Raw genomic sequence first — 26,313 nt, forward strand, 5'->3', positions numbered from 1 at the left:
CCCCCAAGATCGGGACGCCGCCATTGGCCTTATTCGGCGGTCATCGCTTTCAGCAAAGCCTGCTGGCCGTCCGTGGTCAGCTGGCTGGCATAAAGCGGCTTCGAGGCCTCGCGGAACGGAGCAGGATCGGGCTGGGTGATCTTGGCTCCGGCAGCCTTGAATTTGTCGACCAGCGGCTGTTCCTGTTCCTCGACAAAGCCCCGCTGCCATTGCGCGGCTTCCTTGCCGGATTCCATCAAAGCGGTCTGGATGTTTTCGGGCAACGCGTCGAAGGCAGATTTCTGCATGACGACGGGGGCCGTCATGTTCAGCCAGCCGACCAGCGCGAAATCCGGTGCGACCTCGTAGAATTTCATCCCGTCATATCCGGTCGAGGCTGCTTCGGCCCCGTCCACGACGCCTGATTGCAAAGCCCCGTAAAGCTCATTGTAGGACATCGGCGTCGGGTTCGCGCCATAGGCACGCCATGCTTCGACGTGGACCGGATTCTGCATCGTGCGGATCTTGAGCCCTGCCAGATCGTCAATCGTTTCGACCGGCTTTTTGGTCATCAGGTGGCGTATCCCCGAGGAATAGACGCCAAGCAATTGGAAACCCGCATTATTGGCCGAGGTCTCCATCATGTCCCAGTTCTGGTCCACTTTCTGGCCCAGCCCTTCGATGGTCGGGAACAGGAAGGGCATATCGAAGACTTTGTAATCCTCGACATAGTTGGACAAAAGCGAGTTCGAGGTCATCGACATATCGACGCTGCCCAGCATCACCCCCTCGATCAATTGGGATTCATCGCCAAGCTGACCGCCCGGAAAGATTTCCAGCGTGGCGGCGCCGCCCGTCTTTTCCTCCAGCAGTTCGCGCATCTTTTGCAGGCCCTTGTCCTGCACCTCGTCGGCGGCGTTGGTATGGCCGATCTTGAACGAGTATTCCTGCGCCGCAATCGGACCTGCGGCCAGTGCAGCAACGAGTGCGATCGAAACAAGCATTCTGTTGGACATCAGTTCTTCTTTCGTTTTCAGTTGATTATCGGATGAAAGTGTCAGGAAGCCACAGCGAGATGGCCGGGACGTAAGTGACCAGAAGTAGCACCGCCAGCATCGAGCCAAGCGGCAGCCAGATCCGGCGCGAGACCTGCTCGATCCGCCGTCCTGCCACGCTGGATGCGACGTAAAGGCAGATGCCATAGGGCGGCGTGATCAGCCCGATGGACAGGTTCAGCGACACGACGATGCCGAAATGGACCGGATCGATGCCGAAGCTTTGCGCGATCGGGCTAAGGATCGGCAGCAGGATCAGGACCGCCGAGATGCTCTCCATGAACATGCCGACGACCAGCAGAAGCAGGTTGACGATCAGAAGGAACACCCACGGGCTTTGGGTCAGGCCTGTCAGCCATGTCTTGAGCATCGCAGGCAGACCCGCCGTGGCGATCACCCATGTAAAGACGCTTGCGGTCGCGACGATGATCAGCACGGTCGCCGACAGGCTGATTGCGCGCAGCATGATGCGGGGCAGGTCGCTCAGGCCGATCTCGCGATAGATGAACATGGTGATGATCAGCGTCGCAAAAAGCGCGACGCAGGCGGCCTCGGTTGCGGTGAAAACGCCTCCGACGATGCCGCCGACCACGATCACCGGAATCAGCAGGCCGGGTCCCGCATCACGCAATCCGCGCCCTAGCCGCGCCAGCGTAAAGGCCTGGGCGTCGCGGTAGACCTCGCCCTGACGGCGACAATAGATCCAGCAGCCGATCATCAGGAAGGCCATGACCATCAGGCCCGGAACCACGCCGCCCAGAAACATAGCGCCGATGGATTGGTTCGAGGTAATGGCGATCACGATCATCACAATCGATGGCGGAATGATCGAGGCGAGAGCGCCCGACGCCGCGATGACCGAAGCCGCAAGGTCGATGTCATAGCGGCGTTTCTTCATCTCGGGGACCATGACGGCACTGATGGCCGCCGTATCCGCCGAGCCCGAGCCCGAAATTGCGGCCAGCCCCGTGCCGGTCACGACAGCGACCATGTAAAGGCTGCCGGTTATCCAGCCGACCAGAGCCTCGGCCAGTGCGACAAAGCGGCGGGCGATGCCGCCTGCCTCCATCAGCAGGCCCGATGCGACAAAAAACGGGATCGCCATCAACGTGAACGAACTGATTCCGCCATAGATCCGTTGGGCAACGATGGAAATCGGCGCATTGGTGGTCAGTTCGATCGCAAGCAGCCCTGCGATTCCAAGCGCCAATACGATCGGAATGCCCGAAACCAGCAACAGCAGAAAACCGGAAAAAGCGATGGCCATGATCAATCCTCCTGCGGTTGGGATGCGAGCGACGGGCGAACGATCCGCGGCAAGGTCGCGATGGCGAACTCGATCAGGAAATAGCCGAACCCGACCGGCAAGGCGGCGTAGGGGATCGCCATCGGCAAACGCAGGGCGGGTGATTTGACCATCAGTCCGATCGAGACCATCGACAGCGAGCCGATGACCACGACGCCCAAGAACCACGCACCCAGCAGGAATGCCGCGCCGTTGAAGATGCGCTGCACCGCCAATGGAGTTTTCAGGATCAGGAAATCGACGCCGACATGCTGGTTGTACCGCATTGCGACACCGGCCCCCAGCAAGGTCAGCCACACCTGCGCAAAGGTTGCTGTCTCTTCGCTGGAGGCGATGGAATAGTTGAAGAAGTAGCGCCCGATGACCTGCGCCAGAATGGCAAATGCCATATAGGCCAGAAGCAGCAGAACCGCGCCGTCAACGACACGTCGCAAGGTCCAAAGCGACAGACTGGCCAGTCGGATCAGACTATGCGGTCTGGAATCCGGGCGGAATGGATCGGTGATAGACGGATTGTGCATCCGGGGTTTCCTTCGACCTGTTGATGGATCGTGGCGCGTTCGCGCTCTGGTTCCTGGGTGCTAGGTTACCGGCAATGCGGGGTTCAAGGAGTCGGACGACTATAAAGAAACTGATAGTTAGTATTCATTGCGCCGTTTCAGCGAATAAACCCCAGATTTCAGTGCTAAGCTGGCTCATCGCAATCCAGCCATATGAGCAGCTTATGATCACGAGCCTGAAAAATGGGCAGAATGAAACCTCAATCGGGCCGATGATCGGAATCGGGCTGTGTATTCTGGGGCGCGCCGAGGCTGTGCCGCTTGCGCGTGGAGCCGGTTTCGATCTTGCGCTGGTCGATATGGAGCACGGAATGCTGGGACTTGAGGCGTTGGGCCAGATCGCAGCGGCTGGCCACATGGCGGGCTTTCCGGTCTGGGCGCGGGTGACCGGACCACGCTCGACCGATCTGGCGCGTGTGCTGGATTGTGGGGCAACCGGCTTGATCGTTCCCCATGTCGATAGTGCGGACGAGGCCCGCCACATCGTTCAGAAATGCCGTTTTGCCCCTTTGGGTGCGCGCAGCATTCCTGCACCGCTACCGACGCTGGATTATCGTCTGCTGCCAGCGGTCGAACTTTGTGAGCAAGCCGGACGGGGCATAACCCTTGCCGCAATGATCGAAAGCGCAGCAGGGCTGGACGAGGTCGAACAGATCGCCGCAGTCGAGGGGATCGATATGCTGGTGATCGGGACCAACGACCTCGCGGACGGGTTGGGGTTGCGCGGCATGTCCGATCACCCGACGGTTCTGGCGGCGTTCCGGCGCATCGCACGAGCGGTGGCAGATCACGGCAAAGCGCTGGGGGTGATGGGCTTGGCCGAGGAATTGGTTACCAGCCATGCCCCCGATGCGGCGCTGATCATTGCGACGAATGACACGAACTTGCTGGTCGAGGGCGGCGCGAAACTGGTCGGGCGGCTACGCCGTTAGTCGAGGGAATTCGACGCGGCGTGCATCTCGTCCAGCTGGGTCCGCACCCGATCCGAGAAAGCCTTGATGAACCTGCGGGATTGGCGTGACAGCGTTTTTGTCTTGAGCGTCACCGCGACAAGGTTGAACAAAAGCTTCGACTGGAAAGGCCGGACGGTCAGGCCGGGACGCAGCGCGGTATGGGCTGATAGTTCGTCCACCACCGCGACGCCCCAACCCTCGCCAACGATACGCGAGGCGGCGTTCATGAAGCGGGTCTCGATCGAGGGGCGATACTCCATGCCGCATTCGTGAAAGCTGTCGGCGATCATCATGCCGACACGATTTGCCGTACGCGGCCCGACCAGAGGATGGCCCGCCAGATCCTTGGGCGTCACCTGCTTCAACTGCGCAAGCGGGTGATCTTCGGGGCAGATGCAAACAGCGCGAAGTTCGGCCACCAGTTCGAAAGCCAGCGCCTGACGGTCATAGGCGGAAATGACGAAAGCCACATCGGCCAGCCCGTTCTCGACCGTTTGCAGCACGCTGTCCAGCGGACGGGTTTCCAGCGAGATCTGGATCTGCGGGTATTGCCGCGCGTAATCGGCGATGGTGCGGGGCAGCACCGCCTCGCTGATCTCGGCGGTCGAAGCGATCCGGACCCGTCCGATGCGACCCATGCGTAGATCGGCGGCGCGCTGGTTCACCGCATCGCGCAGCAGAAACAAGGGCTCGGATTCCTCGAGCAGGATCATCGCCTCTTCGGTCGGGACCAGCCGGTTCGACTGGCGCTCGAACAGGGGAAAACCTAGCACCGTTTCGATGTGACGGATCGTATTCGAGATCGACGGCTGGGACATGCCCAATTGCTCGGCCGCGCCGACGGTCGTGCGGAACTGCACGACGGCGCGCAAGATTTCCAGCTGTCGAAGATTCAGCATGTCGCCCGCGCGCCCCATGATTTCGGACCCTCAGCTACGCGTCAACCGGATCCGGTGAAAGTTTCGGACCTTGTCAGCAAAGGGCCCAAACCCTTTGATAGCGTTGAATTCGGGCGTTTCATAGACCTCGGGGCCGGTGATCGTGTAGATCGCGACATGGCGTGCCCCGCCTTCAAGGCATTTCTCGCGACGGGCATCCAGCCAGCCGGGGCAATCCAGAATCTGCGGCAGGTGGACATTGTCGTACCAGTCGTTGAACGCGGCCTCGTGTTCGGGCGCGATGTCGACAAAGACGATATGTGATTGCAATTCTTGGCTCATAGCGAAAGCTCCAGACAGGGGCGCAGCGCGGACATCAGCGCCGTGCGTTCGACAGGCGAAATCGCGGGCGTCGGCGCGCGGCAGGCGGCATGGGGGATGCGGCCCAGTTCGGCCAGACAGGCCTTGAGGCGGGCGGCTGCCAAATGGCCGGGCGCGGCATAGACCAGCTTGGCAAATTCGAACAAGGCGGTGTGGATTACCAATGCCTTGCGATGGCGCCCTTCGCGCACGGCATGATCCAACGCCACGATCAGTTCTGGCAGGACGGCGGCCAGACTGACCGCGCTGCCGTCGCTGCCGATCAGGAAACAGGGGAACAGATGCTCGTCCCCCGAGGCCATCACGGCAACGTCAGGGCGCATCTCGCGGGTGATGCGGCGCGTCAACTCATAGGCGCGGGTTTCCCAACTGCCTTCCTTGATGCCGACAACACGGTCGATTTCCAACAAAGCGCGCAGCACTTCGGGCGTGTAGGCCAGTTTTCCTGATCCGACCGCGCCTTGGAACAGATAAAGCGGGGCGTCGGTTGCTTCGGCCACGCCCTGATGATGCGCGATGATGGCACGCGGGTCTGCACCAAGCGCCCAAGAGAAGGGCGCAAAGACCATGATCCCGTCCGCCCCTGCTAGCACCGCCGCCCGAGCGTCGGCCGCAGCCTGCGATGTGGATTCTGCGCTGACCGCGGCAAGGATGCGGGCCTTTGGCGCGGTTTCGCGGGCAAGGCCGACCAGTCGGGCCTGCTCGTCGCGCGTCAGGAAGATCCCTTCGCCCGCATGTCCGTTCAATAGAACGCCGTGCAGACCGGGCGTCTGCAGGACATCGGCGAAATGCGCCTGTTGCGCCGCCATATCCAACTGGCCCGAGGCATCCATGGTGCAGATTGTCGCCGCGTAAATTCCGCCATGCATCAGATCACCTCGGCGGCGATAAGTGCTTTGCGCAGGTTCTCGACGATCTCGGCGGATTGCGGTAGCAAAGGTAGGCGCGGGGTCGAGTTCTTGATGACGCCCATCAACTGCAGCCCATCCTTCATGCGCGTGTGCATATCCACGACCGGCGAAGGGCCATAAATGGCACGAACTACGGGATAAAGGCGATCATTGGCCTCCCGCATCTTCGCAAGGTCCATATCTAGCGATGCCTTCCAGAGATCGGCCAAAAGATCGGGCACAAGACTTGCCAGACCCGATAGGATCCCGTCGCCGCCTAGGGCGATCTGTGCGAAGAACCAATGGAAATTCGAAGGCAGGATCGCGACATCCGGCGCAACCGCTTTGATCGCGCGGCGGTTCTCGTCATAGGCCAGCAGCGTGGCCGAACCTTCCTTGATCGCCACCACCTGCGGAATCTGTGCCATTTCGGCCAGAACCTGTGTCGAAAAACCAAAGCCGGACGCGATGGGAAACTGGAAGATCGAGAGCGGCATCTGCAACTCGTTCCCCAGCTTCTCGATGAACTTCACGCCCGCCGATGTGTTCGCGTTGCCGCCACCCAGCGCCTCGGCCGGGAAGATCACGGCGACATCGGCACCGGCTTCGCGTGCCGCCTCGGCCTGTACGATCGCGTCGGGATAGCCGGTCGGAACGACCCCCGCCAACAGGATGCGGTTTGGTCCGATATGGTCGCGGGTACGGCGGATCACCTCGGCGCGTTCGGTCGCGGTCAGGGCGGTCGCCTCTCCGGCATGGCCGTTCACGAAGACGCAATCGGTCGTTTCGGGGCGCGCGCAATGGTCCAGAACCGATGCATATCCGGCCCAGTCGATAGCGCCGGTTTCGTCAAAGGGAAGTACGGTGGCAACGGTAATACCGCCAAGATCCTTGCCGGAAATCATGCTGTGACTTTCTTTCTGGGGAATTTCAGGGTGGCGTCGGCCTTGAGCACTTCGGTGCCGTCTTCGTTTCGGGCGCTGGCCTGCCAGTCGACGGTGCGGTTTTCGGGGTCGATGCCCGAGATCCAGATATCGAAGGTCAAGGTATCGCCGTAGCGGACTGCGCCGGTGAACCAGAAGCAGTCGCGGATCGAGACCCCGACCGTGCCGACCAGTTCCGCTGTCAGGACCGAAGTGCAGATACCCGCAACCAGAATCCCCGGAGCCAGCCTTTCGCCAAAGCGTGTTGTCGAGGCATAGCCCTCATCGACATGGACCGGACCGAAATCTCCGGTCGCGGCGATATACATCGCGCCATCGGCCTCGGTTACGGTTTTCGCGACCGAGACACGGTCACCGACCTGAAACTCGTCGATATTGCGGATGTCATACATCGGTCGCACCCAACGGTATCAGTCGGGCCTTGCCGGAGATGACTTCGATCCCGTCGACCACGGCACTCAGATCGAACAGGATGGCATCCGGCCCGCTTGCGGTGACGGTTGCCGTCGCGGCAATCGAACTGCCGACGGGCAGGGCACGGTTAAACCCGATTTCCAGCCCGCCCAAGCGGTAATCAGGTCCGGCGAGCCTGCCGAAGGCGGTCGAAAACAGGCTCGCGGCGGCGAGTTCGAAAACGATCATGTCGGATTGGCCATTGGCCTTGGCATAGGCGCGATCGACATGGGCGCGGCCCATATTGCCCGAAATGCCGGTGAAAAAGCCTTGTTCGGCGACGGTCATGGTTTTGCGGAAAGTCATCGACTGGCCGATGGCGGGAAGTTCGCTCATGTCGGGGTTCCTTACAGGGTCAGGCCGCGCTTGATCACCGAACGGGCGATCAGCATGCGGTGGATTTCCGAAGTGCCGTCGTAAAGCCGCGTCACGCGGGCATCGCGGTAGATGCGTTCAAGCGGCAATTCCTTGGTGAAGCCGTAGCCACCGAAGACCTGAATGCCGCGATCCGCAACGCGGCCCAACATTTCGGAGGCCTGCACCTTGACCATGCTGACCTTGTCGCGCGGGTCCTTGCCGTGATCCTCCTCCCATGCGGTGTTCAGGACCATCATGCGGGTGGCAAATATCTCCATCGCGCTGTCGGCGATCATTTGCTGGACCATCTGGAAGTCGCCGATGGGCTGGCCGAATTGCTGGCGGGTGGCGGCGTGCTGGCGCATCAGTTCCAGCACGCGGCTGGCCATCCCGACGGCGCGGGCACCGATATGTCCAAGGCGAATGCCTCCGACATTTGCCATCATCACCTTGAAGCCGTCGCCCACGGGACCAAGGACATTGCCCTTGGGAATGCGGACATCGTCAAAGGTCAGCTCGGCATGGCCATAGCCGCGATGACCCATCATCGGCTGGTTGCGCGCGACGTTGAAACCCGGCGTGCCTTTGTCCACGATCAACAGGGAAATGCCGCCACGGGCCCTTTTCTCTGCGTCGGTCACCGCCATGACGATGACGTAATCGGCGATATCCCCGTCCGAGATGAAATGCTTGGTCCCGTTCAGCACCCACTCATCGCCGTCCAGATAGGCATTGGTCTTGATCGCCGCCGCATCCGAGCCCGCGCCCGGTTCGGTGATCGCCATGGCGCAGATCTTGTCGCCCTTGACCGTGGGATAAAGGTACTTGTCCCGCAGCGGTCCTTCGAAGCGTTCCAGCATCGGATAAACCTGCCCGAAGATGCGCCGGATCAGCGCGTCAGAGGTCTGGCCCAACTGTTCTTCGACCAGACACATATCGAGCACGCTCAGGCCGCCGCCGCCGACTTCTTCGGACATGTTCAGCGCGTAAAAGCCCAAAGCCTGAGCCTCGGCTTTGACCGCAGCCAATTTGTCCGCGGGGATGCAGGCGTTTTCTTCGGTCTCTTGCTCGAGCGGTTGAACTTTTTCGCGCACAAAACGCGAGATGGCGTCGGTCACCATCTTCATCTCATCGGAAATCGTGAAATCCATGGCTCAGCCTCGCATCTTGTCGGTTTGGACGACCGCGCCACAGTCGAACAGCGCGTCGATTTCCTGCGGGTGAAGTCCGGCCTCGGTCAGGACATCGCGGGTTTGACCACCAAGTGGTTGCGGCGCGAGCCGGACCGCGGGGACTGCGCCGTCATAGCGGATCGGATGGGATAGCAGGGTCATGTCCGATCCACCCTGCGTTTTGGCGTCGATGAAGACACCCAGATGCCGTGCCTGAGGATTTTCCCGCAAGCTGTCGTAATCCCGAACCAATTCGTGCCACACACCCGCTGCTGCAAGGCGCGTCAGCGCCTGATCGGCCGTCAGCGAAGCCATCCCATCGGCCACCATGCGCGAGATTTCGGCCCGTTTGTCGAAACCGTCTTTTTCGGTGAAATCGGCGAGTTGGGGCAGGGCCAGTGCCTCGGCCAGATCGGCGGGTTTCGACATCGAGATCATCACATGCCCGTCCTTGACCGCGTAGATGCCGTAAGGCGCGGGGCTGAACCAATTGGCCATGCCCGCTTGGCCGCGCGGGCCGTTCCGCTCGGCTCCGTTCATCCATGCCGTGACCGATTCACCCTGAAGATCCAGCGCGGCTTGCAGCATGTTCACTTCGATCCGCTTGCCCTTGCCGGTGCGCTCGCGTTCGAACAGGGCGGCAAGGATGCCCGCCACCGTCAGCGCGGCGGCGTGGTGGTCGATCGGAACCGAGCCGATGGCGACCGGACCGCTCTCCATGCTGCCGGTATGTGCCGCAAGTCCCGACATGGCTTGCAGCAGGACGTCCTGACCGGGTCGGTCGCGATAGGGCCCGTCACCGCCATAACCGGTCGTCGCCGCGTATATCAGCTTCGGATTGATCTGACGCATCTCGGCTTCGGACAGACCCAGCTTGTCCAGGGTGCCGGGACGGAAGTTCTCCATCACGACATCCGCCTTTGCGATCAGCCGCCGAACGACCGCCAACCCCTCGGGTGATTTCAGATCAACCGCGATCGAGCGCTTGTTTCGGCCCGTTGTCATGTGGTTGACGCTGGTATCGTCGACAAACCGGTTGCCGACTGCCCAGTTTCTCTGGAAAGCGCCGCCAAGCGGTTCGACCGCGATGACGTCCGCGCCGATATCGCCCAGAAACTGTGCCGCTGCCGGTCCCGACAAAAAGTGATTGAAGCTGAGGACCGTAACCCCGTCCAACGCGCCCATGGTGTTTCCCTGTTGGTTTGATTGCCGACAGGCTACGCCATGCGAAGGGCAGGGTGGAATATAGCTAACTATGATAATCTAGGGTGAGATAATTTGCAGAATGATTACTCGCCCATGATGAGTTTCCGACGCAGCCAGCCGGACAGGCTGTCCATGGCCATTACGGTCAGCACGATCAGGACCATGTAATAGGCCACGTCTTCCCAGTCCTTCTGGGTCTGGATCGCCTGCGTCAGCAACAGGCCGATACCGCCGCCGACGATGGCGCCGATGACAGTGGCGCCGCGGGTATTCGATTCCAGAAAATATAGCACCTGACTGAGCAGCACAGGCATGACCTGCGGCAGTACCCCGAAGCGCGCGCGTTGCAGGCCGTTGGCTCCGGTCGAGCGGATGCCCTCGACCTGCTTCTCGTCGATATTCTCGAAGGCTTCCGAGAACATCTTTCCGAAGCTGCCGGTATCGGTCAGCATGATCGCCAGCGATCCGGTCATCGGGCCGGGGCCAAAGGCGCGGGCCAGAACGATGGTCCAGATCAGCCCGTCAACGCCGCGGATGAAGTCAAAGACGCGACGCAGAGCAAAGCGCAGCGGACCAAAAGGCATCATGTTGCGCGCCGCCATGAAGCCCAGCGGCAGGGCAATCAGTGCCGCGCCGAAAGTGCCCAGAAAGGCCATCAGCACGGTCTCGAACATGGCCCAGATGACATCGCCATGCCGCCACATCGGATTGTTCCAGAAATCCTGCGCCATTGCGACGATGTTGGGCATCGACGGATCAACCCTGTCGCCCCAAAGTGCCGAGGCGGCAATCTGCGGCCAGCTCATGTAGTGAAACGGGCTGTCCAGCGCAAAGAAGAACAAGGCCCAGCCCGGCTGGTAGCGGAATGTCTCGGCCTTGGCACGGGTATAGGCGAAGCGCCCGGCATCGGTGGTCACGCTGACGCGCGTATCCGAGGCGTTGATCCAGTCGGGCAAGGGCTGTGGTGCGGTCAACTGTACGCCGTCAGCGCCCTCGCGGATGTCGATCACGCCATAGTCCGGCACGTCATAGCGCGCTCCGCCCGGCAGGTAAGTGACCAGATGCCCGTCGCCAAGGTCGATGGTCGTGGTCTGACCGTCGCGGGCGATCCAGTCTGGCAGGCGGTCGGCGGGATAGGTGCCCTTGGCCTCACCGTCGATGGCGACGCTTAGCGCGCCGGTGCGGTTCTGGCGGGTGACATGGGTCTTGTGCAGCCAGAAATCCGACAGCAGCACCGAGGCATTGTCCATCCGCGCCCGACCCGCCAGTCCGGCCAGATCGAACGAGATCGCGGCATAGACCAGATAGGCCAGCACCAGCGCGGGAATGCCCAGCGACAGGAGGCGGCGGCGGGCAAAGCGGGTGGCGACGGCATCGCTTAGTGCGGGGGAAAGGTCGATGGCGCTCATGGGATCAGCCTTTCACCAGACGGTTGCGCAGATGGTCCGACAGGCGGTCGATCAGGACGATGGCCATGAACAGCAGCAGGAAAATCCCGACCACTTGATCATAGCGGCCCATGCCCCATTGCATCGCGATCTTGAGGTCATAGCCGATGCCGCCCTCGCCGACGAAGCCAAGGATGGCGCTGGCGCGGACGTTGATCTCGAAGCGCAGCAGGGCATAGGACAGCCAGTTAGGCGCGACCTGCGGAATGACGCCCAGCCACATCTGCTGCGACCATGTCGCGCCGACCGAGGACAGCCCTTCGACCGGCTTGCGGTCGGCATTCTCGGCAGCTTCCGAGAAAAGCTTGCCAAGTGCGCCCGCCGTATGCAGCGAAATGGCGATCACCGCCGGAACCGGCCCGCCGCCAAGGATGTAGATCAGCAAAAGCGCGATGACGATTTCGGGGATGGCGCGGAACATGTCCATCAGCCGCCGGAACAACCCGGTCAGCCGGGGCCAGCGCGCCAACCCTCGGGTCGAAAGCAGCGCCAAAATCATCGCCGCGATCCCGCCCAGTAGGGTCGAGACCGCGGCGATGTTCAAGGTCTCAATCAATGAAGGAAAGTGCTCGATGAAAATTCCGGGCAGGGCGGCGCGTTTTTCCCATGCTTCGGCCACCACCTCGGCGGGGAAGGCCAGCAGCATCGGAAGCCCGTCGATGAAACCGCCCGCATTGCGGCTTTCGGCCAAGCGGAAGCCCGAGACCATCAGTGCCACGAACAGGATCAGCAGGATGCCGCCATAAAGCCTGCGTCGGCGCAGCAGCTCAAAATAGGCGTGGCTGGTCGCGGCCATGTCGGGACGCGAGGTGGCGGGGATGGCGCTGTCGGGCATGTCGGGTTCCTGCAAGGGGTGCGCCGCGCCCCGGTCGGGCGCGGCGCGGGTCAGCTCGGTTCAGGCGATCAGCTGTTCGATTCCTGCAGCTTGCGCGCGGCGACGACGCCTTCGTATTCGGCATGGGTCACCGGCACGAAATCCTTGGCCTCGCCATGGGCGACGCCGTAAGCGCAGGCCTTGTCGGTTTCATGCAGGTCGGCGGTCAGCTTGGTGATCTTGTCCTTGACGTCCTGCGGCAGGACATTGCGGACGACCATCGGGCCTTCCGGGATCAGCTTCGATTGCCAGATCTGGACCAGATCGTTCATGTCGATCAGACCGGCATCGGCGGCCTTGCGGAAGGCGCCGGAATTGTAGCCGTCTTCCCATTCGCCCAGCCCGTCGGCCCAAGTGACGCCCGCGGCCACATCGCCATTGGCGACGGCGACGATCGACTGTTCATGCCCGCCCGAGAAGCGCACTTCCGAGAAGAAATCCTCAAGCTTGCCGAATTTCTCGGTCAGCTCGGCGCCGGGGACCAGATAGCCCGAGGTCGAGTTCGGATCGGCAAAGGCAAAGCTTTTGCCCTTGGCTTGCTCGACCGAGGTGATGCCGCTGTCCTTGCGGGCAAAGCCAAAGGCGTAATAGCCGGTCGAGCCGTCCATGTTCTGCTTGGTCAGGACAGGAACCACCGCATTCGGATCGGTCAGGTAGATCTTGGCATAGCCCGAGGCCCCCAGCCACGCCATGTCCAGCGTGCCGCCCAGCAGGCCCTGGATCACGCCGTCATAGTCGGCGGGGGTGAATATCTTGACCGGAACGCCCAGCTCGGCCTCGATGGCGGCGCGGTAGCATTCGTTCGAGGTCATGCGGTCCCGGGCGTTTTCGCCGCCCATGATGCCGATGTTGAATTGCTTGATCTCGTCGGCCTGAGCGAGCGGCGCGAAGGCGGTAGTTGCGGCAAGTGCGAAGGCAAGGGTCTTCATGGTCACTCCGTGGATTTGGCCCCGATCGGCATGATCGTCCGGGCCGGTGGGGTCTGGTCAGGCAAGCATCCGGTCCGCATAGCTGCGGTCGGGTTCGTGATCGGTCGGGATGGCGGTCGAGGTCGCGGCCTCGTTGAAGCCAGCATCCGCGCCGTAGATGTCGCGGGCGACGCCGGTCGAAAGCTGCTCGGGGGTTCCGTCAAAGACGATGCGCCCGTCGCGCATTCCGATCACCCGGTCGCAATAGCGCCGCGCCGTGTCCAGCGTGTGCAGGTTGGCGATGACCATGCGGCCATCCTCGACATTGATGCGTTTCAGCGTGTCCATGACGATCTGCGCATTCATCGGGTCGAGGCTGGCGATGGGCTCGTCCGCCAGAATGATGCGCGGGTCCTGCATCAGCGCGCGGGCGATGGCGACGCGCTGCTGCTGGCCGCCCGACAGTGCCTCGGCGCGCTTGGGGGCCTGTTCGGCGATGCCCAGTCGGTCAAGGATCTGCAGCGCCCGTTCGATATCGGTGCGCGGCCACAGGTTGAACATCGTGGCCAGGGTTGAGCGCCGGTTCAGCAGCCCGTGCAGCACGTTCGAGGCCACGTCCATGCGCGGCACAAGGTTGAACTGCTGAAAGATCATCGCGCATTGGCTTTGCCATGCCCGCCGGTCAGCCCCGCGCAGCGCCAGCACGTCGCGCCCGTCAACCAGCATCTGCCCGGCGGATGCATCGGTCAGCCGGTTCAGCATCCGCAGAAAGGTCGATTTCCCCGCCCCCGACCTGCCGATGATCCCGACAAAGGCGGGGCGGTCGATCGCAAAGCTGATATTGTCGACGGCGGCACGGCTGCCGAAGACGCGCGTCACATTCCGAACTTCCAGCATGATCGCCCTCGGTTACGTTGTCTGGGGGCGTGATAGAGGCCGAGTGTGACAGTTATCCCCGGTCTTCCTGAAACTTATGTGAAACCGGAAAATTATTTGTTTTCAATATTTTGGTTCTTGGAAACATGTTTTGGCCCCCGGCGCTGGCAGCGCCGGAGACCTGTTTTGACCAATGTTATTCGGGGGTTGCGGGACGCGCGCCTCAGGCGACGCGGCGGCCTGCGACCCATGTTTCGCGGATGACCGGCATGCCCTGGATGCGGGCCACGCGGATCAGGTCGGCGCGCAGGCCAAGGCCCAGCCGCCCGCGATCGCTTAGCCCGGCCGAGCGGGCGGGCGCTGCGGTGACCGTGGCAAAGCCGCGCGCCAGATCGTCCCACAGATCGCCCAGCAGCACCGCCGAACTCAGCAACGCCGCGGGCACGTAGTCCGAGGACACGATGTCCAGCAGCCCGGCCTGCGCCAGTTCCCCCGCCGAGACATTGCCGGAATGCGAGCCACCCCGGATCAGGTTCGGCGCGCCCATGATCGTGGCGATGCCATGCTTGCGGCAGGCTTGCGCCGCCTCGACCGTGGTCGGGAATTCGGCCAGCTTGATGCCATATGCGGCCGAGGTCGCGACATGATCCGCCGTGGTGTCGTCATGGCTGGCCAGCACCGCGCCCCAGTCCCGCGCCGCCTGCACGGTCGCGGCCTCATGCGCCTCGCCAAAGCGGGCGCGCAATTCGGCCAGACCGGCGACATGGGCCTCGAATTCCAGATCCGACATGCCCTGCTTGCCCTTGACGTATTGGGCTAGCTTGGACAGGTCGCGGAACTGGCGCTGGCCGGGGGTGTGGTCCATCAGGCTGACGATGCCGATGCGATCCGCCCGCCCGAATTCGGCCAGCTCCTCGATCAGCGTTTCCGAGCAGACCTCGGCCCGCAGGTGGATGCGGTGGCTGATGCGCAGGTTCGGGCGGGCGGCAAGGATCTCATCCGCCAGACCGCGCGCATATTTGGCATAGGAATTGTCGCGGTTGATCGAACCCACGCGCAGCGCGTCAAAGACGGTGGTGATCCCGCATCCGGCCAGTTCGGCGTCATGGGCAATGATCGCCGCCCCATGCGGCCAGTTCACGCCGGGGCGCGGCTGGATGTGGCGTTCCAGATTGTCGGTATGCAATTCGATCAGGCCCGGCGCGATCAGGTCGCCGGCGCAATCTATGCCGGTGACGCTGGCGCTGCCGATCTCGGCGATGACGCCGTCGCGGATCACGATGGCGCCGTGGCGGATTTCATCGGGCAGGACAAGGGTGGCGTTGGTGAAGACAGTTTCCGTCATGGTCCTACCTGCGGGTCTGGGTCGGGGATTGGGCGCATCGTCAAGTGCGGCCAGCAGGGCCGAGACGCCCTGCGCGATGGTGCCGTCATTAACGATGGTAGTAACGGGCAAGCCTGCGGGCAGGGGCGCGCGGCGGGCCAGCCTTGCGGCGATGTCCTTAGCGCTCTCGCGCCCACGGCTGGCCAGCCGCTGCGCCAGAACAGGGGCCGAGGCGGTGACCTCGATCACCCGCAAGCCGGGGAATGCCAGTGCTGCCTGTTCAAGCATCCGGCGCGAGCAGTTGAACAGCGTGATGCCCCCGGTCGGTGCCGGGGGGACGCCGTAAGCCAGCCCATGCGCGCGCCATGACAGGGCGAAGTTTCCCGCAGCCTCGCGGCGCAGGAATTCGGCCTCGGAGATACCCTCGAAGGGTTCGCCCCCCGCCGATTCCGGGCGGGTGATGCAGCGGCGCAGCGCAATGATGTCGGGACGCGCGGCCAAGGCCGCCGCGATCAAGGTATCCTTGCCCGCGCCCGACGGCCCGACAATGGCAAAGACGCTCATGCCGCGAACCTCGCCATGTCGATCATGCGGTCGCAGACCCGGTCGCGGGCGGCCTCGTCGTGAAAGATGCCGACGATGGCGGTGCCGCGCGCCTTGGCTTCCCCGATCAGCGACAGCACGGTTTCGCGGTTGGCCGCGTCAAGGCTGGCGGTGGGTTCGTCTAGAAGCATCACCGGCACCTGCCGGATGAAACCACGGGCGATGTTCACCCGCTGCTGTTCCCCGCCCGAGAAGGTGGTGGGCGACAGCTGCCACAGCCGTTCGGGGATGCGCAGCCGGGCCAGCAGGGCGGCGGCGCGGTCGCGGGCCTGATCCTCGGGCGTACCGGTCAGCAGTAGCGGCTCGGCCACGACCTCGATGGTGGGGACGCGGGGGACGACGCGCAGAAACTGGCTGACATAGGCCATCCGTTCGCGCCGCAGGGCCAGGATCTCGCGCGGTTCGGCGCGGGCGACATCGGTGCCCGCCACGGTGATGCGGCCGGATGCGGCAAGGTAATTGCCCCAGATCATCCGCATCAGGGTGGATTTTCCCGCGCCCGAGGCCCCAAGCAGGCCCACGCATTCACCGGGCGCCACCGACAGGGTGACATCCGACATGACCGGGATGACCGCCGCGCCCTGATTATGCAGGGTGAAGGTCTTGGACACGTTCGACAGTTCGATCACATTCATCGTCACACCTGCAGGACCGAGGACACAAGAAGCTGGGTATAGGCGTGCTGGGGATCGTCCAGAACCTGATCGGTCAGACCGGTTTCGACGCATTCGCCGCCCTTCATCACCATCAGCCGGTCGGCCAGCAACCGGACCACGGCCAGATCGTGGGTGACGATGATCGCCGACAGCCCCATGCGCCGCACCAGCCCGCGCAGCAGGTCCAGCAGACGCGCCTGCACGCTGACATCAAGGCCCCCGGTCGGTTCGTCCATGAAGACCAGCCTTGGCCCGGTGACCAGATTGCGCGCGATCTGCAGACGTTGTTGCATCCCTCCGGAAAAGGCCGAGGGGCGGTCGTCGATGCGATCAGAGGCGATTTCGACGCGGCCCAGCCAATCGGTCGCGGTTTCGCGGATGTCGCCGTAATGGCGCGCGCCGACCGCCATCAGGCGTTCACCGACATTGCCGCCAGCGCTGACCGCCATGCGCAGCCCATCGCGGGGGTTCTGGTGGACAAAGGCCCAGTCGGTACGCGCCAGCATCCGGCGCTCGGGTTCGGACATGGCCAGCACGTCGCGGCCGTCATAGATCACCTCGCCGCGGTCGGGGGGCAGATGACCGGCAAGGCAGGACAGCAGCGTCGATTTCCCCGAGCCGCTTTCGCCGACAATGCCCATGACCTCGCCCGGCCACAGGTCGAAACCGATGCCGGTGCAGCCGATGCGCGCGCCATAGCGCTTTTCCAGCCCACGGACGGAAAACAGCGGGGTCATTGGCGGTCCTCCTGACGCGAGCGGCAGAATGCGGTGTCCGAGCAGACGAATATTCGCCCGCCCTGATCGTCGGTGATCACCTCGTCCAGATAGCTTTCGGTCGCGCCGCAGATGTCGCAGGCGTGGTCGGCCTTGCTGGCGACAAAGGGATGGTCGTCGAAATCAAGGCTTTCGACGCGGGTATATGGCGGCAGGGCATAGATGCGCTGCTCGCGCCCGGCGCCGAACAGCATTAAGGCCGGGCTGTCATCCAGTTTCGGATTGTCGAATTTCGGGATGGGCGAAGGGTCCATGACATAGCGCCCCTCGACCCTGACCGGATAGGCATAGGCGGTGGCGATCCTGCCGTGGCGGGCGATGTCCTCATACAGCTTGACCTGCATCAGCCCGTAATCGGCCAAGGCATGCATCCGCCGTGTCTCGGTCTCGCGCGGTTCAAGGAAGCGCAGGGGTTCCGGGATCGGCACCTGAAAGACCATGATCTGCCTTTCCTGCAAGGGGGCCTCGGGGATACGGTGGCGGGTCTGGATGATGGTCGCGTCCTCGGTTTCCTCGGTCACCTCGACCCCGGCCGTGCGCTGAAAGAAGCGCCGGATCGACACGGCATTGGTGGTGTCATCCGCGCCCTGATCAATGACCTTCAGCCGGTCGTCTGGCGTCAGGCAGGCCGCCGTCACCTGCACGCCACCGGTGCCCCAGCCATAGGGCATCGGCATTTCGCGGCTGGCGAAGGGCACCTGATAGCCGGGGATCGCCACGGCCTTCAGCAGCGCGCGGCGGATCATGCGTTTCGTGTCCTCGTCCAGATAGGCGAAGTTATAGGCATCCATGGCGGTCATTCCGCGGCCTCCCTGCTGGCGAATGCGGCGGCGCGGACGCTGCGGATCAGCTCCAGCTCGGCCTGAAAATCGACGTAATGCGGCAGCTTGATATGTTCGAGAAAACCCGTGGCCTGAATGTTGTCGCAATGGGACAGCACGAATTCCTCGTCCTGCGCGGGGGCTCCGGTGAAGTCCTCGCCCAACTCGCGCCAGCGCAGGGCACGGTCCACCAGCGCCATGCTGATCGCCTTGCGCTCGGTCTGGCCAAAGGTCAGGCCATAGCCGCGGGTGAATTGCGGGGGCTGGGATTTCGACCCGGTGAACTGGTTCACCGTCTCGCATTCGGTCAACTCGATCTCGCCGATTTCGACGGCGAAGCCCAGTTCCGGGATATCGACTTCGACCGGACAGGTGCCGATGCGCAATTCGCCAACAAAGGCATGGTTGCGCCCGTAACCGCGCTGGGTCGAATAGGCGAGGCCAAGGACAAACCCCTCATCCCCGCGCGTCAGGGCTTGCAGTCGCAAGGCGCGGTCGGCGGGCAATTCCAGCGGCGCGCGGGTCAGGTCGGGCGGAATCTCATCCGAGGGCGCGGCCCTTTCGATCAACCCGTCGCGGTCCAGAAAGCTCAGGATATGCGGCATGTCCTGCGCGGGGCCGGTCAGCGCGGTCGGGGCGGGCGGGACCTCGCCCTCGGCCAGCAGCGCGAAATCCAGCAGGCGGTGCGTATAGTCGAAGGTCGGGCCAAGGATCTGCCCCCCCGGTGCATCCTTGAAGGTCGCGGAAATCCGACGGGTCACCGCCATTACCGCCGTATCGACGGGCGTCGAGGCCATCAGCCGCGGCAATGTGGTGCGATAGGCGCGGATCAGGAAGATCGCCTCGATCAGGTCGCCGCGCGCCTGCTTGATCGCCAGCGCGGCCAGATCGGGGTCGTAAAGCGAGCCCTCGGCCATGACGCGGTTGACGGCCAGCGCCATCTGCTCGCGGATCTGGGCGGTGGACAATTCAGGGACGTCCGGATCGCCGCGACGTTCCTTGGCCAGCCACGCATGGGCGTTTTCGATGGCACGTTCGCCCCCTTTGACGGCTACATACATCAGAGAAACTCCACTTCGGTACTGCGTGGCAAAGCCGAAATCCGCTCGCCCATCGTCATGATCAGGTCCAATCCCAGCGGAAAATCTGTCGGTCGGTTTCCTGGGACAAAGGCCAATGTTTTCGTTTTGATGCCGGGTCCGGTCAGACGGGCGTTTTCTTGGGGCCAATCGTGCAATTCGACGATCAGCGTTGACGAGCGATCAGGATATTCGGGGCTGCCGATGCGGAACCGGTCCAGGGGTTCCAGGTCGTGCCAATGCCCTATCGCCAAATCCGCTTCGTCGGCGGGGACTAGCGGTGCTCCGGTGTGGAAGGTGATCCATTGCCGCAACGCATCGCAGTCGAAAACTCCAGCTAGATGGACCGGAGTATTGCTATCGGCCAGTGTCAGAATGGCGGTTCCTGCTGCGATGGATAGAGGCGCGGGCGGCTTCGCTCCTGACAGGACTGCCGTTTTTCCGGGCCGCGACATGACCTCTAGCACGGAGCGGAAAGCCGTTGCCGATTGGCGGGGTGCATCCGAGAATCCGCCGGAAATCGGTTGGATATTCATCAATCCACTCCTCGGACCATCGTGAAGAATTCAACCTTGGTTGCTGCCGCTTTCGAGGCGATGGCGGCTTTTCGGACGTTCTCGTCTAAAAGCAGAGGCGAGACGATGCGCGCGAAAATGTCGTTTGCGTCAGGGCCTTGCATCTGCGCATCGACGATTGCGGCGCGGATCGCATGGGCCTTGTCACGGCCCTGAACATAGGCGTGGCCGATCAACCCGTCTTCAAGCTGCAACGTGCAGCGGGTCACGGTCATTTCGCCCAGATTGAACGGCGCACCCGTTGCGCCGGCACGTCCCCGTACCATGACTGCGCCGATTTCCGGATTGCGCAGAATGCTGTGTTGCGGGGTCGCGCCAAGCAAATGCGCCAGTCGGGCGGGTGCGGAACGGGCAAGTACGCCCATCCAGTCGCGGCGGGTGATCGTCGTCATTGGACACCTTGTCGGGTTGTCTATTTATCTATACAACTAGACAAATATCTATTCGCCCGATCCGAGTCGGGCAAGCATGCAGATGGTGAAATTTTGATGACAGGTCCGAAATGAGCCGCACTCCGGTCTGGACGACCATCGCCCACCAGATCTCGATCGAGATCGTCAGCGGCCAGAGACGTCCCGGCGACAAGTTGCCCACCGAGGCCGAACTGTCGTCGCGCTTCGGGGTCAATCGCCACACCATCCGTCGTGCTTTGGCCGATCTGGCGGATCGTGGCATGGTCCATGCGCGTCGTGGCGCGGGGGTTTTTGTCCAAAGCAAGCCCGTCGACTACCCTCTGGCGCGGCGGACTCGGTTTTCAACCAACCTTGCCGCCATGGGGCTCGAACCGGGGCGCGAAGTGCTGAGTATCGAAACCCGCCATGCCAACGATCCCGAGGCGCAGGCCCTTGGGCTTGCACCGGATGCGAGGGTGCATGTGATCGAAGGGATCAGCACCGCCGACAGCCAGCCCATCGCCTATTTCCAGTCGGTATTTCCCGCCGAACGCTTTCCTGATCTTTGTGCGACCCTGCGGACCGAGAATTCGATCACCCGCGCTTTGGCTGAACACGGTGTGTCGGATTACACCCGATCCGAAACCCGACTGACCGCCAAGCGCGCCAATGCCGTTGTGGCCCTGCACCTGCGCGTGCGCGAGGGCGATCCGATCTTGCGGACGATCAGCACCAATATCGACCTTGATGGCCGCCCCGTCGAATACGGCCGGACATGGTTCGCAGGTGATCGCGTTACATTGACCGTGAAACCCGCGAACGTAGCCGAGTAGCGAGGTCGGTCACGGAATATCCGGATGCAGGCGTGCTGTCGCGAAAACTCGCGTCATGCTTCGGGAGTAGGCCCTTGGCATTCCATGGTTTTCTGCGGCAGTCGGCGAGGGGGCAGTCGCGAGATCAGGACCGGTTCAGTGGCCGCCTTCCGCAGAGCCTAGCCCGTGACGCGCGATAGCAGGATGTTCCCGTAACGCTCGCGGCTGCCTTCCAGATGGGCGCGCATGGACTTGCGGGCGTCCTCGGCATCGCCGCGCAGGATAGCGTTCACAATCCGGCCATGTTCCTGCTGAAGATTTTCGTTCGGAACCAGCGCGGCCTGTGTCGCAATCGTCGAGCGATCTGGTCCGGTCGACACCATGCCCGCCTTGCACAGCACCATCAGGTCCGAGAAGCAGCGGTTCTGCGTCGCCTCGGCGATCCGCAGATGGAACATGTAATCCGCGAAACGCGTGGACGTCCCTTCGGCCAATGCGTCGCCGATCTGTTCATGGGCGGCAATGATCGCCTCCATCTGCGCCGCCGAACGCCGCATGGCCGCCAAGGATGCCGCCTCGGTTTCGAACCCGAGGCGCAATTCGATCAATTCGATGACCGAGGTGACGCGGTCGCGCGAAAGTCCGGCAAAGGGTGCCTGTTCGGTCACCGGCTCAAGGACAAATGCTCCGACGCCTCGCCTGACGTTCAGGACGCCCTCCGAGCGAAGTACCGCAATGGCCTCGCGGACGACTGCGCGGCTGACGGAATGTTCGCGCGCCAGATCGGTTTCGCTGCCGATGCGGTCCCCCGGCTTGACACTGCCTTGTTCGATGTCAGCCCGCAAACCCTGAATAACCTTTGCGACAAGCGGCCGCGCCTCGCCAGAGAACGATCCGCTTTCGATCAATTCCGCCATATTTCACGCCTCCTTGCGGCGAAGCTCATGGCTCAGTGTTAGCCGCGGCGATCCGCCTGCGCAAGCCATTCTGGTAGGACAGGATATCGAATATGGCAAATTTTATGCTTTACTTGTCCTACTGCAGATTCAATTCTGACTCTCGTTGCGGCAGATTCGGTCGACTCTGCCTGAGAAACTGTCAGGGATCGGAATATGAAAATCGTCGATGCGCGGGTGCGTACCTTTTGGCACACAACAAATCTGGCCAAGGACAGCGATGGGCATGATCATCCCGGACCGGAGAAACGTGTGCGTAAATCTCTTCTTACGCTGACGGCCGAAGACGGAACCGAAGGGCACGCTTTTGGCAGTCCCGAACAGATCCGGCCGCATCTACTAGAGCAATACATCCGTCCCGTTGTTGTAGGACAAGATGCATTCGCGCGTGAAATGCTGTGGCAGGATCTAGCCCATTGGCAGCGTGGCAGCGGTGGACAGCTGAGCGACCGGACATTGGCGGTTGTCGATGTCGCGCTTTGGGATCTCGCGGCCAAGCTCGCAGGCCTGCCGGCCTACAAGATGGCGGGTTCGTATCGCGACAAGGTTCCGGCCTATGGCTCGATCATGTGCGGAGACGAAATCGAAGGCGGTCTAGCCACCCCAGAGGATTACGGCCGTTTCGCTGAATGGCTGGTCAAGCGGGGTTATCGCGCCATCAAGCTGCATACTTGGATGCCTCCGGTCAGTTGGTCGCCCAACATCCAGATGGATCTGAAGGCCTGCGCCGCGGTGCGCGAGGCGGTCGGGCCGAATTTTCCGCTGATGCTCGATGCCTATCACTGGTATTCACGCGAAGAGGCCTACGAACTCGGCAAGGGTCTGGAGAAGCTGAACTTCACCTGGATCGAGGAGGTCATGGACGAGCAATCCATGTCGTCTTACGCGTGGCTCGCAGCAGAGTTGAAGATTCCGGTGATCGGTCCCGAGTCCATGGGCGGAAAATACATGCACCGGGCGGAATGGATCAAGGCGGGGGCCTGCGATATCCTGCGCACCGGTGTCGAGGATGTCGGAGGGATCTCTCCCGCGCTCAAGACGATGCATCTTGCGGAAAGCTTCGGGCTGAATTGCGAGGTTCACGGGCATGGCGCGGAAAACCTGCTCATCTCGGCGGTCAGCAAGAACTGTCGCTGGTATGAACGCGGGTTGCTGCACCCGATGCTCGATTACGACGCCTGTCCGGATTACCTGAACAAGATCGACGACCCGATGGATCAGGAAGGGTTCGTCTGGCTTTCGCAAGAGCCGGGGGTCGGGGTCGACATCAATCTTGATTACATCGACGCCAATCTCGCTGGTTGAGGAGCCAGCGGGACTATCGATAAATGGGAGGAACTCATGAAACGACGTCATTTTCTGGGGACTGCGGCAGCGCTGGCGATGTTTGTCGCCATGCCTGGCGCGTCCGTTGCCGAAACGCCCGCCGATCAACTGGTCATCGGCTTTTCGATGGCGAATGTGCTGACGCTCGATCCGGCGGGTGCGGGAAGCAAGGAAAAGGTCCAGATCACGACCAATGTCTATGATTGCCTTGTCGGGATCGACCCCGTGGATCGAGCCAAAGTGGTGCCGGAGCTTGCCGAAAGCTGGGAGGTTTCCGAAGATTCGTCATCCATCCGTCTCCACTTGCGGCCTGATCTACGTTTCGCCTCGGGGAATGCGCTGACCAGCGAGGACGTCGTCTGGTCGCTCAAGCGGGTCATCACGCTCAATCTGGCGCAGGCTACGAACTTCAAGCTGCGGGGCTACACGGCCGAGAATGCCGCGCAGAACCTTATCGCTGTGGATGATCGCACGGTCGAAATCCGCATCCCCGAAAGGACCGATCCCCAGATCATCCTCATGACCCTTTCGTTGGCCGGATCGGGGGCAATTCTGGACCGCAAGGTCGTATTGGAGCACGAGAAAGACGGTGATCTTGGTACGGCATGGCTTGCGACGAATACCGCCGGTTCGGGGGCGTTCTCGGTCCAGCGCATGTTGCCAAATGACATGGTTATTCTTGCCAGAAACGAGAATTACTGGGGAAATCCTGTCGACATGAAGCGCGTGATCATGCGCCACGTCCCCGAGTCTCAGACCCAGCGACTGCTGCTGACGAAGGGTGATCTCGATATTGCCTATACGTTGAGCGCACCCGATCTGACCTCGCTTGAAGGCAATCCCGATATCAAGGTCACGAGCGAATTGGGCAACGGGCTTTACTATCTGGCGATGAGCCTCAAGGACCCTGTGCTGCAGAAGCGCGAAATACGCCAAGCCATCGTCAAGCTGCTGGATTTCCAAGGGATTAACGATGCTGTCATGCGCTACTATGGCGTCAAGCATCTTTCGCCCATCCAGATCGGTCTAGGCGGAACCAAAGCCGGAGAGACCGCGCCTGATATTGCGGGTGCCAAGGCGCTATTGGCGCAGGCAGGCTATCCGGACGGCCTGAAACTGTCGCTGCGCGCTCTTTCCGAACCCCCGTTCGATAACTTGGCCGTGGCTATTCAGGGCGCATTGGCGCAAGGCGGGATCACCGCGGAAATCATTACGGGTGGTGGCGAAACTGTCTATGGTGCCATGCGGCAGCGCGATTTCCAGTTGATCGTCGGTCGCAGCGGCGGGCAGGTCTCGCATCCGGATGGCGATCTGCGCAGTATCCTGTACAATCCAGACAACAGCGATGGTGCCAATCTGAGCGGATTGCTGAGCTGGCGGGTCTCCTATCACGACGACAAGGTTAACAAACTGATCGACGACGCCTTGTTGCTAACGGGGCCATCACAGCACGAAGCCTATGTTGCGTTGGAGCGCCAATATGCCGAAAGCGCGCCTGCCATCCAGCCCGTATCCCAAGTGACGGATTCCGTCGCAATGCGCGCGGATGTCGAGGGGCTTCGGATCAGTCCGGTCTGGCAGACCAAGTTGGCTTCGGTTGGCAAGCGCCGTTGAGCGTCTATCACGATCCGGCCGGCAGACTGCACTCGTGGCAGAACGTGGCCGGATCGTGCTCATGCTGAAGCAGTGGATTAGAACCACGACACTGAGCCGGGCGTGCGATCTTAGCTAGAGAAACCATGGCAGTAGTTCTTCTTGTGGCATACCCGCGCCGGCGCGCGGAGCGGTCGCATGCGTCCGGCAAAACTTCCGGGAGCGCCCTTGGACGCGCTAGCCCAGATGCGACTTTGGTTGGCGGGAAAGTTTTGCGCGCCGGTGGCCTCGGCCAAGAAGGTTGGCCTTGAACACCTCGGCGGGGGTGCGGAAACCGAGGCATTTGCGGGGTGTGGCGTTCAATCCGGCGCAGAGCAGACGGAGATCCTCCTGTGACAGGCTGTTCGGATCGGTGTCGCGGCCGAGCCAGCGCCGCAGCCGTTTGTTGGCGTTCTCAACCGCACCTTTTTGCCACGGCGACTGAGCTTCACAAAACCATGTCTGGGCGCCGACCTCGGCCTGCACATGCGGCCAGTCGACGAATTCGGAGCCGCGATCGAATGTCACCGAGCGGCAGGCATGCCGGGGCAGGGGCATCAGCGCCCGGGCGATCTGAGCCATGATCGGCTTGGCACGCTTATCCTCGTTTTTCAGCACCTCGAGGAAACGGCTCGTACGTTCGATCATTGTGGTGACATTGGCTGGTCCGTACTTCTGCCTAAACAGAACGAGGTCACCTTCCCAGTGACCGAACTCTTTCCGATGCGCGATCACGTCAGGGCGGAACAGGATGCTGAGTTCAGGAGCAAATTTCGGCGGCGGACGCTTGCGCAGCAGGTCAGCCGCGCCGTCGTCTGCGGCCCGAGGGCAGGTGACGTCAGAGTTGGGCCTGACGTCCTTCCCCGGAATAGACATGGCGGTACATGGTCTCGTGGCAGACCGAGGCGGGCGCGCGCTCATAGCGCATACGCCCGGCGATCTGCTCGGGCGTCCAGCCTGCGCGCAGGCAGCGCTCGACCTGGTCGCGCAAGCCGGAATCGCGGACCAGCTTGCGTCGACGGGTCCGGCGCGCATCGCAGCGGCTCTGCGCCACGACGCACCAGTAGCCGCTGAGCTTCGGGCTCTCGCTGTCGTGGAAATGGTTGCGCTTGAGTTCGCGC

28 protein-coding genes and 1 pseudogene are annotated in these 26,313 nt (G+C 62.3%); 4 read left to right on the forward strand and 25 right to left on the reverse strand.

The window, feature by feature from the left end; genetic code table 11:
- Positions 1-29: 29 nt before the first annotated feature.
- The 3 genes from GL286_RS15260 to GL286_RS15270 are packed head-to-tail and all read right to left on the reverse strand — an operon-like array spanning position 30 to position 2,861.
- A complete protein-coding gene (locus GL286_RS15260) occupies positions 30-995 on the reverse strand; it encodes a TRAP transporter substrate-binding protein (protein ID WP_155096444.1) in 966 nt (321 codons plus the stop codon).
- A 25-nt stretch (positions 996-1,020) separates the two neighbouring features.
- Positions 1,021-2,301 carry a TRAP transporter large permease gene (locus GL286_RS15265; RefSeq protein WP_155096445.1) on the reverse strand — a complete coding sequence of 427 codons (1,281 nt, stop codon included), beginning with the start codon at positions 2,299-2,301 and terminating at the stop codon, positions 1,021-1,023.
- 2 nt (positions 2,302-2,303) lie between these two features.
- Complete coding sequence (locus GL286_RS15270) at positions 2,304-2,861, reverse strand: TRAP transporter small permease (protein WP_155096446.1); 558 nt, start codon at positions 2,859-2,861, stop codon at positions 2,304-2,306.
- Between the two features lie 203 nt (positions 2,862-3,064).
- On the opposite strand from GL286_RS15270, the gene GL286_RS15275 reads away from it, so the two are divergent.
- Complete coding sequence (locus GL286_RS15275) at positions 3,065-3,832, forward strand: HpcH/HpaI aldolase family protein (protein WP_246184974.1); 768 nt, start codon at positions 3,065-3,067, stop codon at positions 3,830-3,832.
- On the opposite strand, the gene GL286_RS15280 is transcribed toward GL286_RS15275, so the two are convergent.
- The 19 genes from GL286_RS15280 to phnG form a co-directional block, all read right to left on the reverse strand.
- On the reverse strand, positions 3,829-4,752 hold the full coding sequence (locus tag GL286_RS15280; RefSeq protein ID WP_246184975.1) for a LysR family transcriptional regulator: 924 nt from the start codon (positions 4,750-4,752) through the stop codon (positions 3,829-3,831). The two genes, GL286_RS15275 and GL286_RS15280, sit on opposite strands and share 4 nt — an antisense overlap.
- A gap of 30 nt (positions 4,753-4,782) precedes the next feature.
- Positions 4,783-5,073, reverse strand: coding sequence for a DUF4286 family protein (locus GL286_RS15285; protein WP_155096448.1), 291 nt, complete (start codon positions 5,071-5,073; stop codon positions 4,783-4,785).
- Positions 5,070-5,981, reverse strand: a complete 912-nt coding sequence (locus GL286_RS15290) for a dihydrodipicolinate synthase family protein (protein WP_155096449.1) — start codon at positions 5,979-5,981, stop codon at positions 5,070-5,072. The genes GL286_RS15285 and GL286_RS15290 overlap by 4 nt, the downstream gene beginning before the upstream one ends.
- Positions 5,981-6,907: a dihydrodipicolinate synthase family protein gene (locus GL286_RS15295; RefSeq protein ID WP_155096450.1), complete on the reverse strand. Its 927-nt coding sequence runs from the start codon at positions 6,905-6,907 to the stop codon at positions 5,981-5,983. The genes GL286_RS15290 and GL286_RS15295 overlap by 1 nt, the downstream gene beginning before the upstream one ends.
- On the reverse strand, positions 6,904-7,338 hold the full coding sequence (locus GL286_RS15300; protein WP_155096451.1) for a MaoC family dehydratase: 435 nt from the start codon (positions 7,336-7,338) through the stop codon (positions 6,904-6,906). Before GL286_RS15300 ends, GL286_RS15295 begins: the two co-directional genes overlap by 4 nt.
- The gene (locus tag GL286_RS15305; RefSeq protein ID WP_155096452.1) at positions 7,331-7,735 is read right to left on the reverse strand and encodes a hotdog family protein; all 405 of its coding nucleotides are present in this window, start codon (positions 7,733-7,735) and stop codon (positions 7,331-7,333) included. Before GL286_RS15305 ends, GL286_RS15300 begins: the two co-directional genes overlap by 8 nt.
- Positions 7,736-7,746: 11 nt before the next feature.
- Positions 7,747-8,907 (reverse strand): acyl-CoA dehydrogenase family protein, encoded by a 1,161-nt coding sequence (locus GL286_RS15310; protein ID WP_155096453.1) that lies wholly within the window; start codon positions 8,905-8,907, stop codon positions 7,747-7,749.
- Between the two features lie 3 nt (positions 8,908-8,910).
- Positions 8,911-10,113, reverse strand: coding sequence for a CaiB/BaiF CoA transferase family protein (locus tag GL286_RS15315; protein WP_155096454.1), 1,203 nt, complete (start codon positions 10,111-10,113; stop codon positions 8,911-8,913).
- A 104-nt stretch (positions 10,114-10,217) separates the two neighbouring features.
- Positions 10,218-11,543, reverse strand: a complete 1,326-nt coding sequence (gene phnE, locus GL286_RS15320) for a phosphonate ABC transporter, permease protein PhnE (RefSeq protein ID WP_155096455.1) — start codon at positions 11,541-11,543, stop codon at positions 10,218-10,220.
- Positions 11,544-11,547: 4 nt separating this feature from the next.
- On the reverse strand, positions 11,548-12,417 hold the full coding sequence (gene phnE / locus GL286_RS15325; RefSeq protein ID WP_155096456.1) for a phosphonate ABC transporter, permease protein PhnE: 870 nt from the start codon (positions 12,415-12,417) through the stop codon (positions 11,548-11,550).
- Between the two features lie 68 nt (positions 12,418-12,485).
- On the reverse strand, positions 12,486-13,385 hold the full coding sequence (gene phnD, locus GL286_RS15330) for a phosphonate ABC transporter substrate-binding protein (RefSeq protein ID WP_155096457.1): 900 nt from the start codon (positions 13,383-13,385) through the stop codon (positions 12,486-12,488).
- 57 nt (positions 13,386-13,442) lie between these two features.
- Positions 13,443-14,261: a phosphonate ABC transporter ATP-binding protein gene (gene phnC / locus GL286_RS15335; RefSeq protein WP_155096458.1), complete on the reverse strand. Its 819-nt coding sequence runs from the start codon at positions 14,259-14,261 to the stop codon at positions 13,443-13,445.
- Between the two features lie 202 nt (positions 14,262-14,463).
- Complete coding sequence (locus tag GL286_RS15340) at positions 14,464-15,585, reverse strand: alpha-D-ribose 1-methylphosphonate 5-triphosphate diphosphatase (RefSeq protein ID WP_155096472.1); 1,122 nt, start codon at positions 15,583-15,585, stop codon at positions 14,464-14,466.
- Between the two features lie 539 nt (positions 15,586-16,124).
- Positions 16,125-16,796, reverse strand: a complete 672-nt coding sequence (gene phnL, locus GL286_RS15345) for a phosphonate C-P lyase system protein PhnL (protein WP_170295227.1) — start codon at positions 16,794-16,796, stop codon at positions 16,125-16,127.
- Positions 16,797-16,804: 8 nt separating this feature from the next.
- Positions 16,805-17,560 carry a phosphonate C-P lyase system protein PhnK gene (gene phnK / locus GL286_RS15350; protein ID WP_155096460.1) on the reverse strand — a complete coding sequence of 252 codons (756 nt, stop codon included), beginning with the start codon at positions 17,558-17,560 and terminating at the stop codon, positions 16,805-16,807.
- Entirely contained in the window at positions 17,557-18,390 is an 834-nt protein-coding gene (locus GL286_RS15355) for an alpha-D-ribose 1-methylphosphonate 5-phosphate C-P-lyase PhnJ (RefSeq protein ID WP_211596371.1), read from the reverse strand. The genes phnK and GL286_RS15355 overlap by 4 nt, the downstream gene beginning before the upstream one ends.
- 5 nt (positions 18,391-18,395) lie before the next feature.
- The gene (locus tag GL286_RS15360; protein ID WP_155096462.1) at positions 18,396-19,481 is read right to left on the reverse strand and encodes a carbon-phosphorus lyase complex subunit; all 1,086 of its coding nucleotides are present in this window, start codon (positions 19,479-19,481) and stop codon (positions 18,396-18,398) included.
- Positions 19,481-20,035 (reverse strand): phosphonate C-P lyase system protein PhnH, encoded by a 555-nt coding sequence (gene phnH / locus GL286_RS15365; protein ID WP_155096463.1) that lies wholly within the window; start codon positions 20,033-20,035, stop codon positions 19,481-19,483. Before phnH ends, GL286_RS15360 begins: the two co-directional genes overlap by 1 nt.
- The gene (gene phnG, locus GL286_RS15370) at positions 20,035-20,466 is read right to left on the reverse strand and encodes a phosphonate C-P lyase system protein PhnG (RefSeq protein WP_155096464.1); all 432 of its coding nucleotides are present in this window, start codon (positions 20,464-20,466) and stop codon (positions 20,035-20,037) included. The genes phnH and phnG overlap by 1 nt, the downstream gene beginning before the upstream one ends.
- A gap of 110 nt (positions 20,467-20,576) precedes the next feature.
- On the opposite strand from phnG, the gene phnF reads away from it, so the two are divergent.
- Complete coding sequence (phnF, locus tag GL286_RS15375) at positions 20,577-21,299, forward strand: phosphonate metabolism transcriptional regulator PhnF (RefSeq protein WP_155096465.1); 723 nt, start codon at positions 20,577-20,579, stop codon at positions 21,297-21,299.
- A 158-nt stretch (positions 21,300-21,457) separates the two neighbouring features.
- On the opposite strand, the gene GL286_RS15380 is transcribed toward phnF, so the two are convergent.
- Positions 21,458-22,195 carry a FadR/GntR family transcriptional regulator gene (locus GL286_RS15380; RefSeq protein WP_155096466.1) on the reverse strand — a complete coding sequence of 246 codons (738 nt, stop codon included), beginning with the start codon at positions 22,193-22,195 and terminating at the stop codon, positions 21,458-21,460.
- Between the two features lie 291 nt (positions 22,196-22,486).
- On the opposite strand from GL286_RS15380, the gene GL286_RS15385 reads away from it, so the two are divergent.
- Entirely contained in the window at positions 22,487-23,539 is a 1,053-nt protein-coding gene (locus tag GL286_RS15385; RefSeq protein WP_343038911.1) for an enolase C-terminal domain-like protein, read from the forward strand.
- 36 nt (positions 23,540-23,575) lie between these two features.
- Positions 23,576-25,174 (forward strand): ABC transporter substrate-binding protein, encoded by a 1,599-nt coding sequence (locus GL286_RS15390; protein WP_211596363.1) that lies wholly within the window; start codon positions 23,576-23,578, stop codon positions 25,172-25,174.
- A gap of 216 nt (positions 25,175-25,390) precedes the next feature.
- Here GL286_RS15390 and GL286_RS15395 read toward each other — a convergent pair whose 3' ends face one another.
- Both GL286_RS15395 and GL286_RS22185 read right to left on the reverse strand, forming a co-directional pair.
- Positions 25,391-26,068: an IS30 family transposase gene (locus GL286_RS15395; RefSeq protein ID WP_170295224.1), complete on the reverse strand. Its 678-nt coding sequence runs from the start codon at positions 26,066-26,068 to the stop codon at positions 25,391-25,393.
- Positions 26,031-26,313 (reverse strand): annotated as a pseudogene (locus tag GL286_RS22185) (IS30 family transposase); the annotation flags it as partial. The pseudogene GL286_RS22185 and the gene GL286_RS15395, both read right to left, overlap by 38 nt.

Origin of the sequence: Paracoccus aestuariivivens (assembly GCF_009711225.1) — a bacterium.
In the GTDB taxonomy this organism is placed as follows: Bacteria; Pseudomonadota; Alphaproteobacteria; order Rhodobacterales; family Rhodobacteraceae; genus Paracoccus; species Paracoccus aestuariivivens.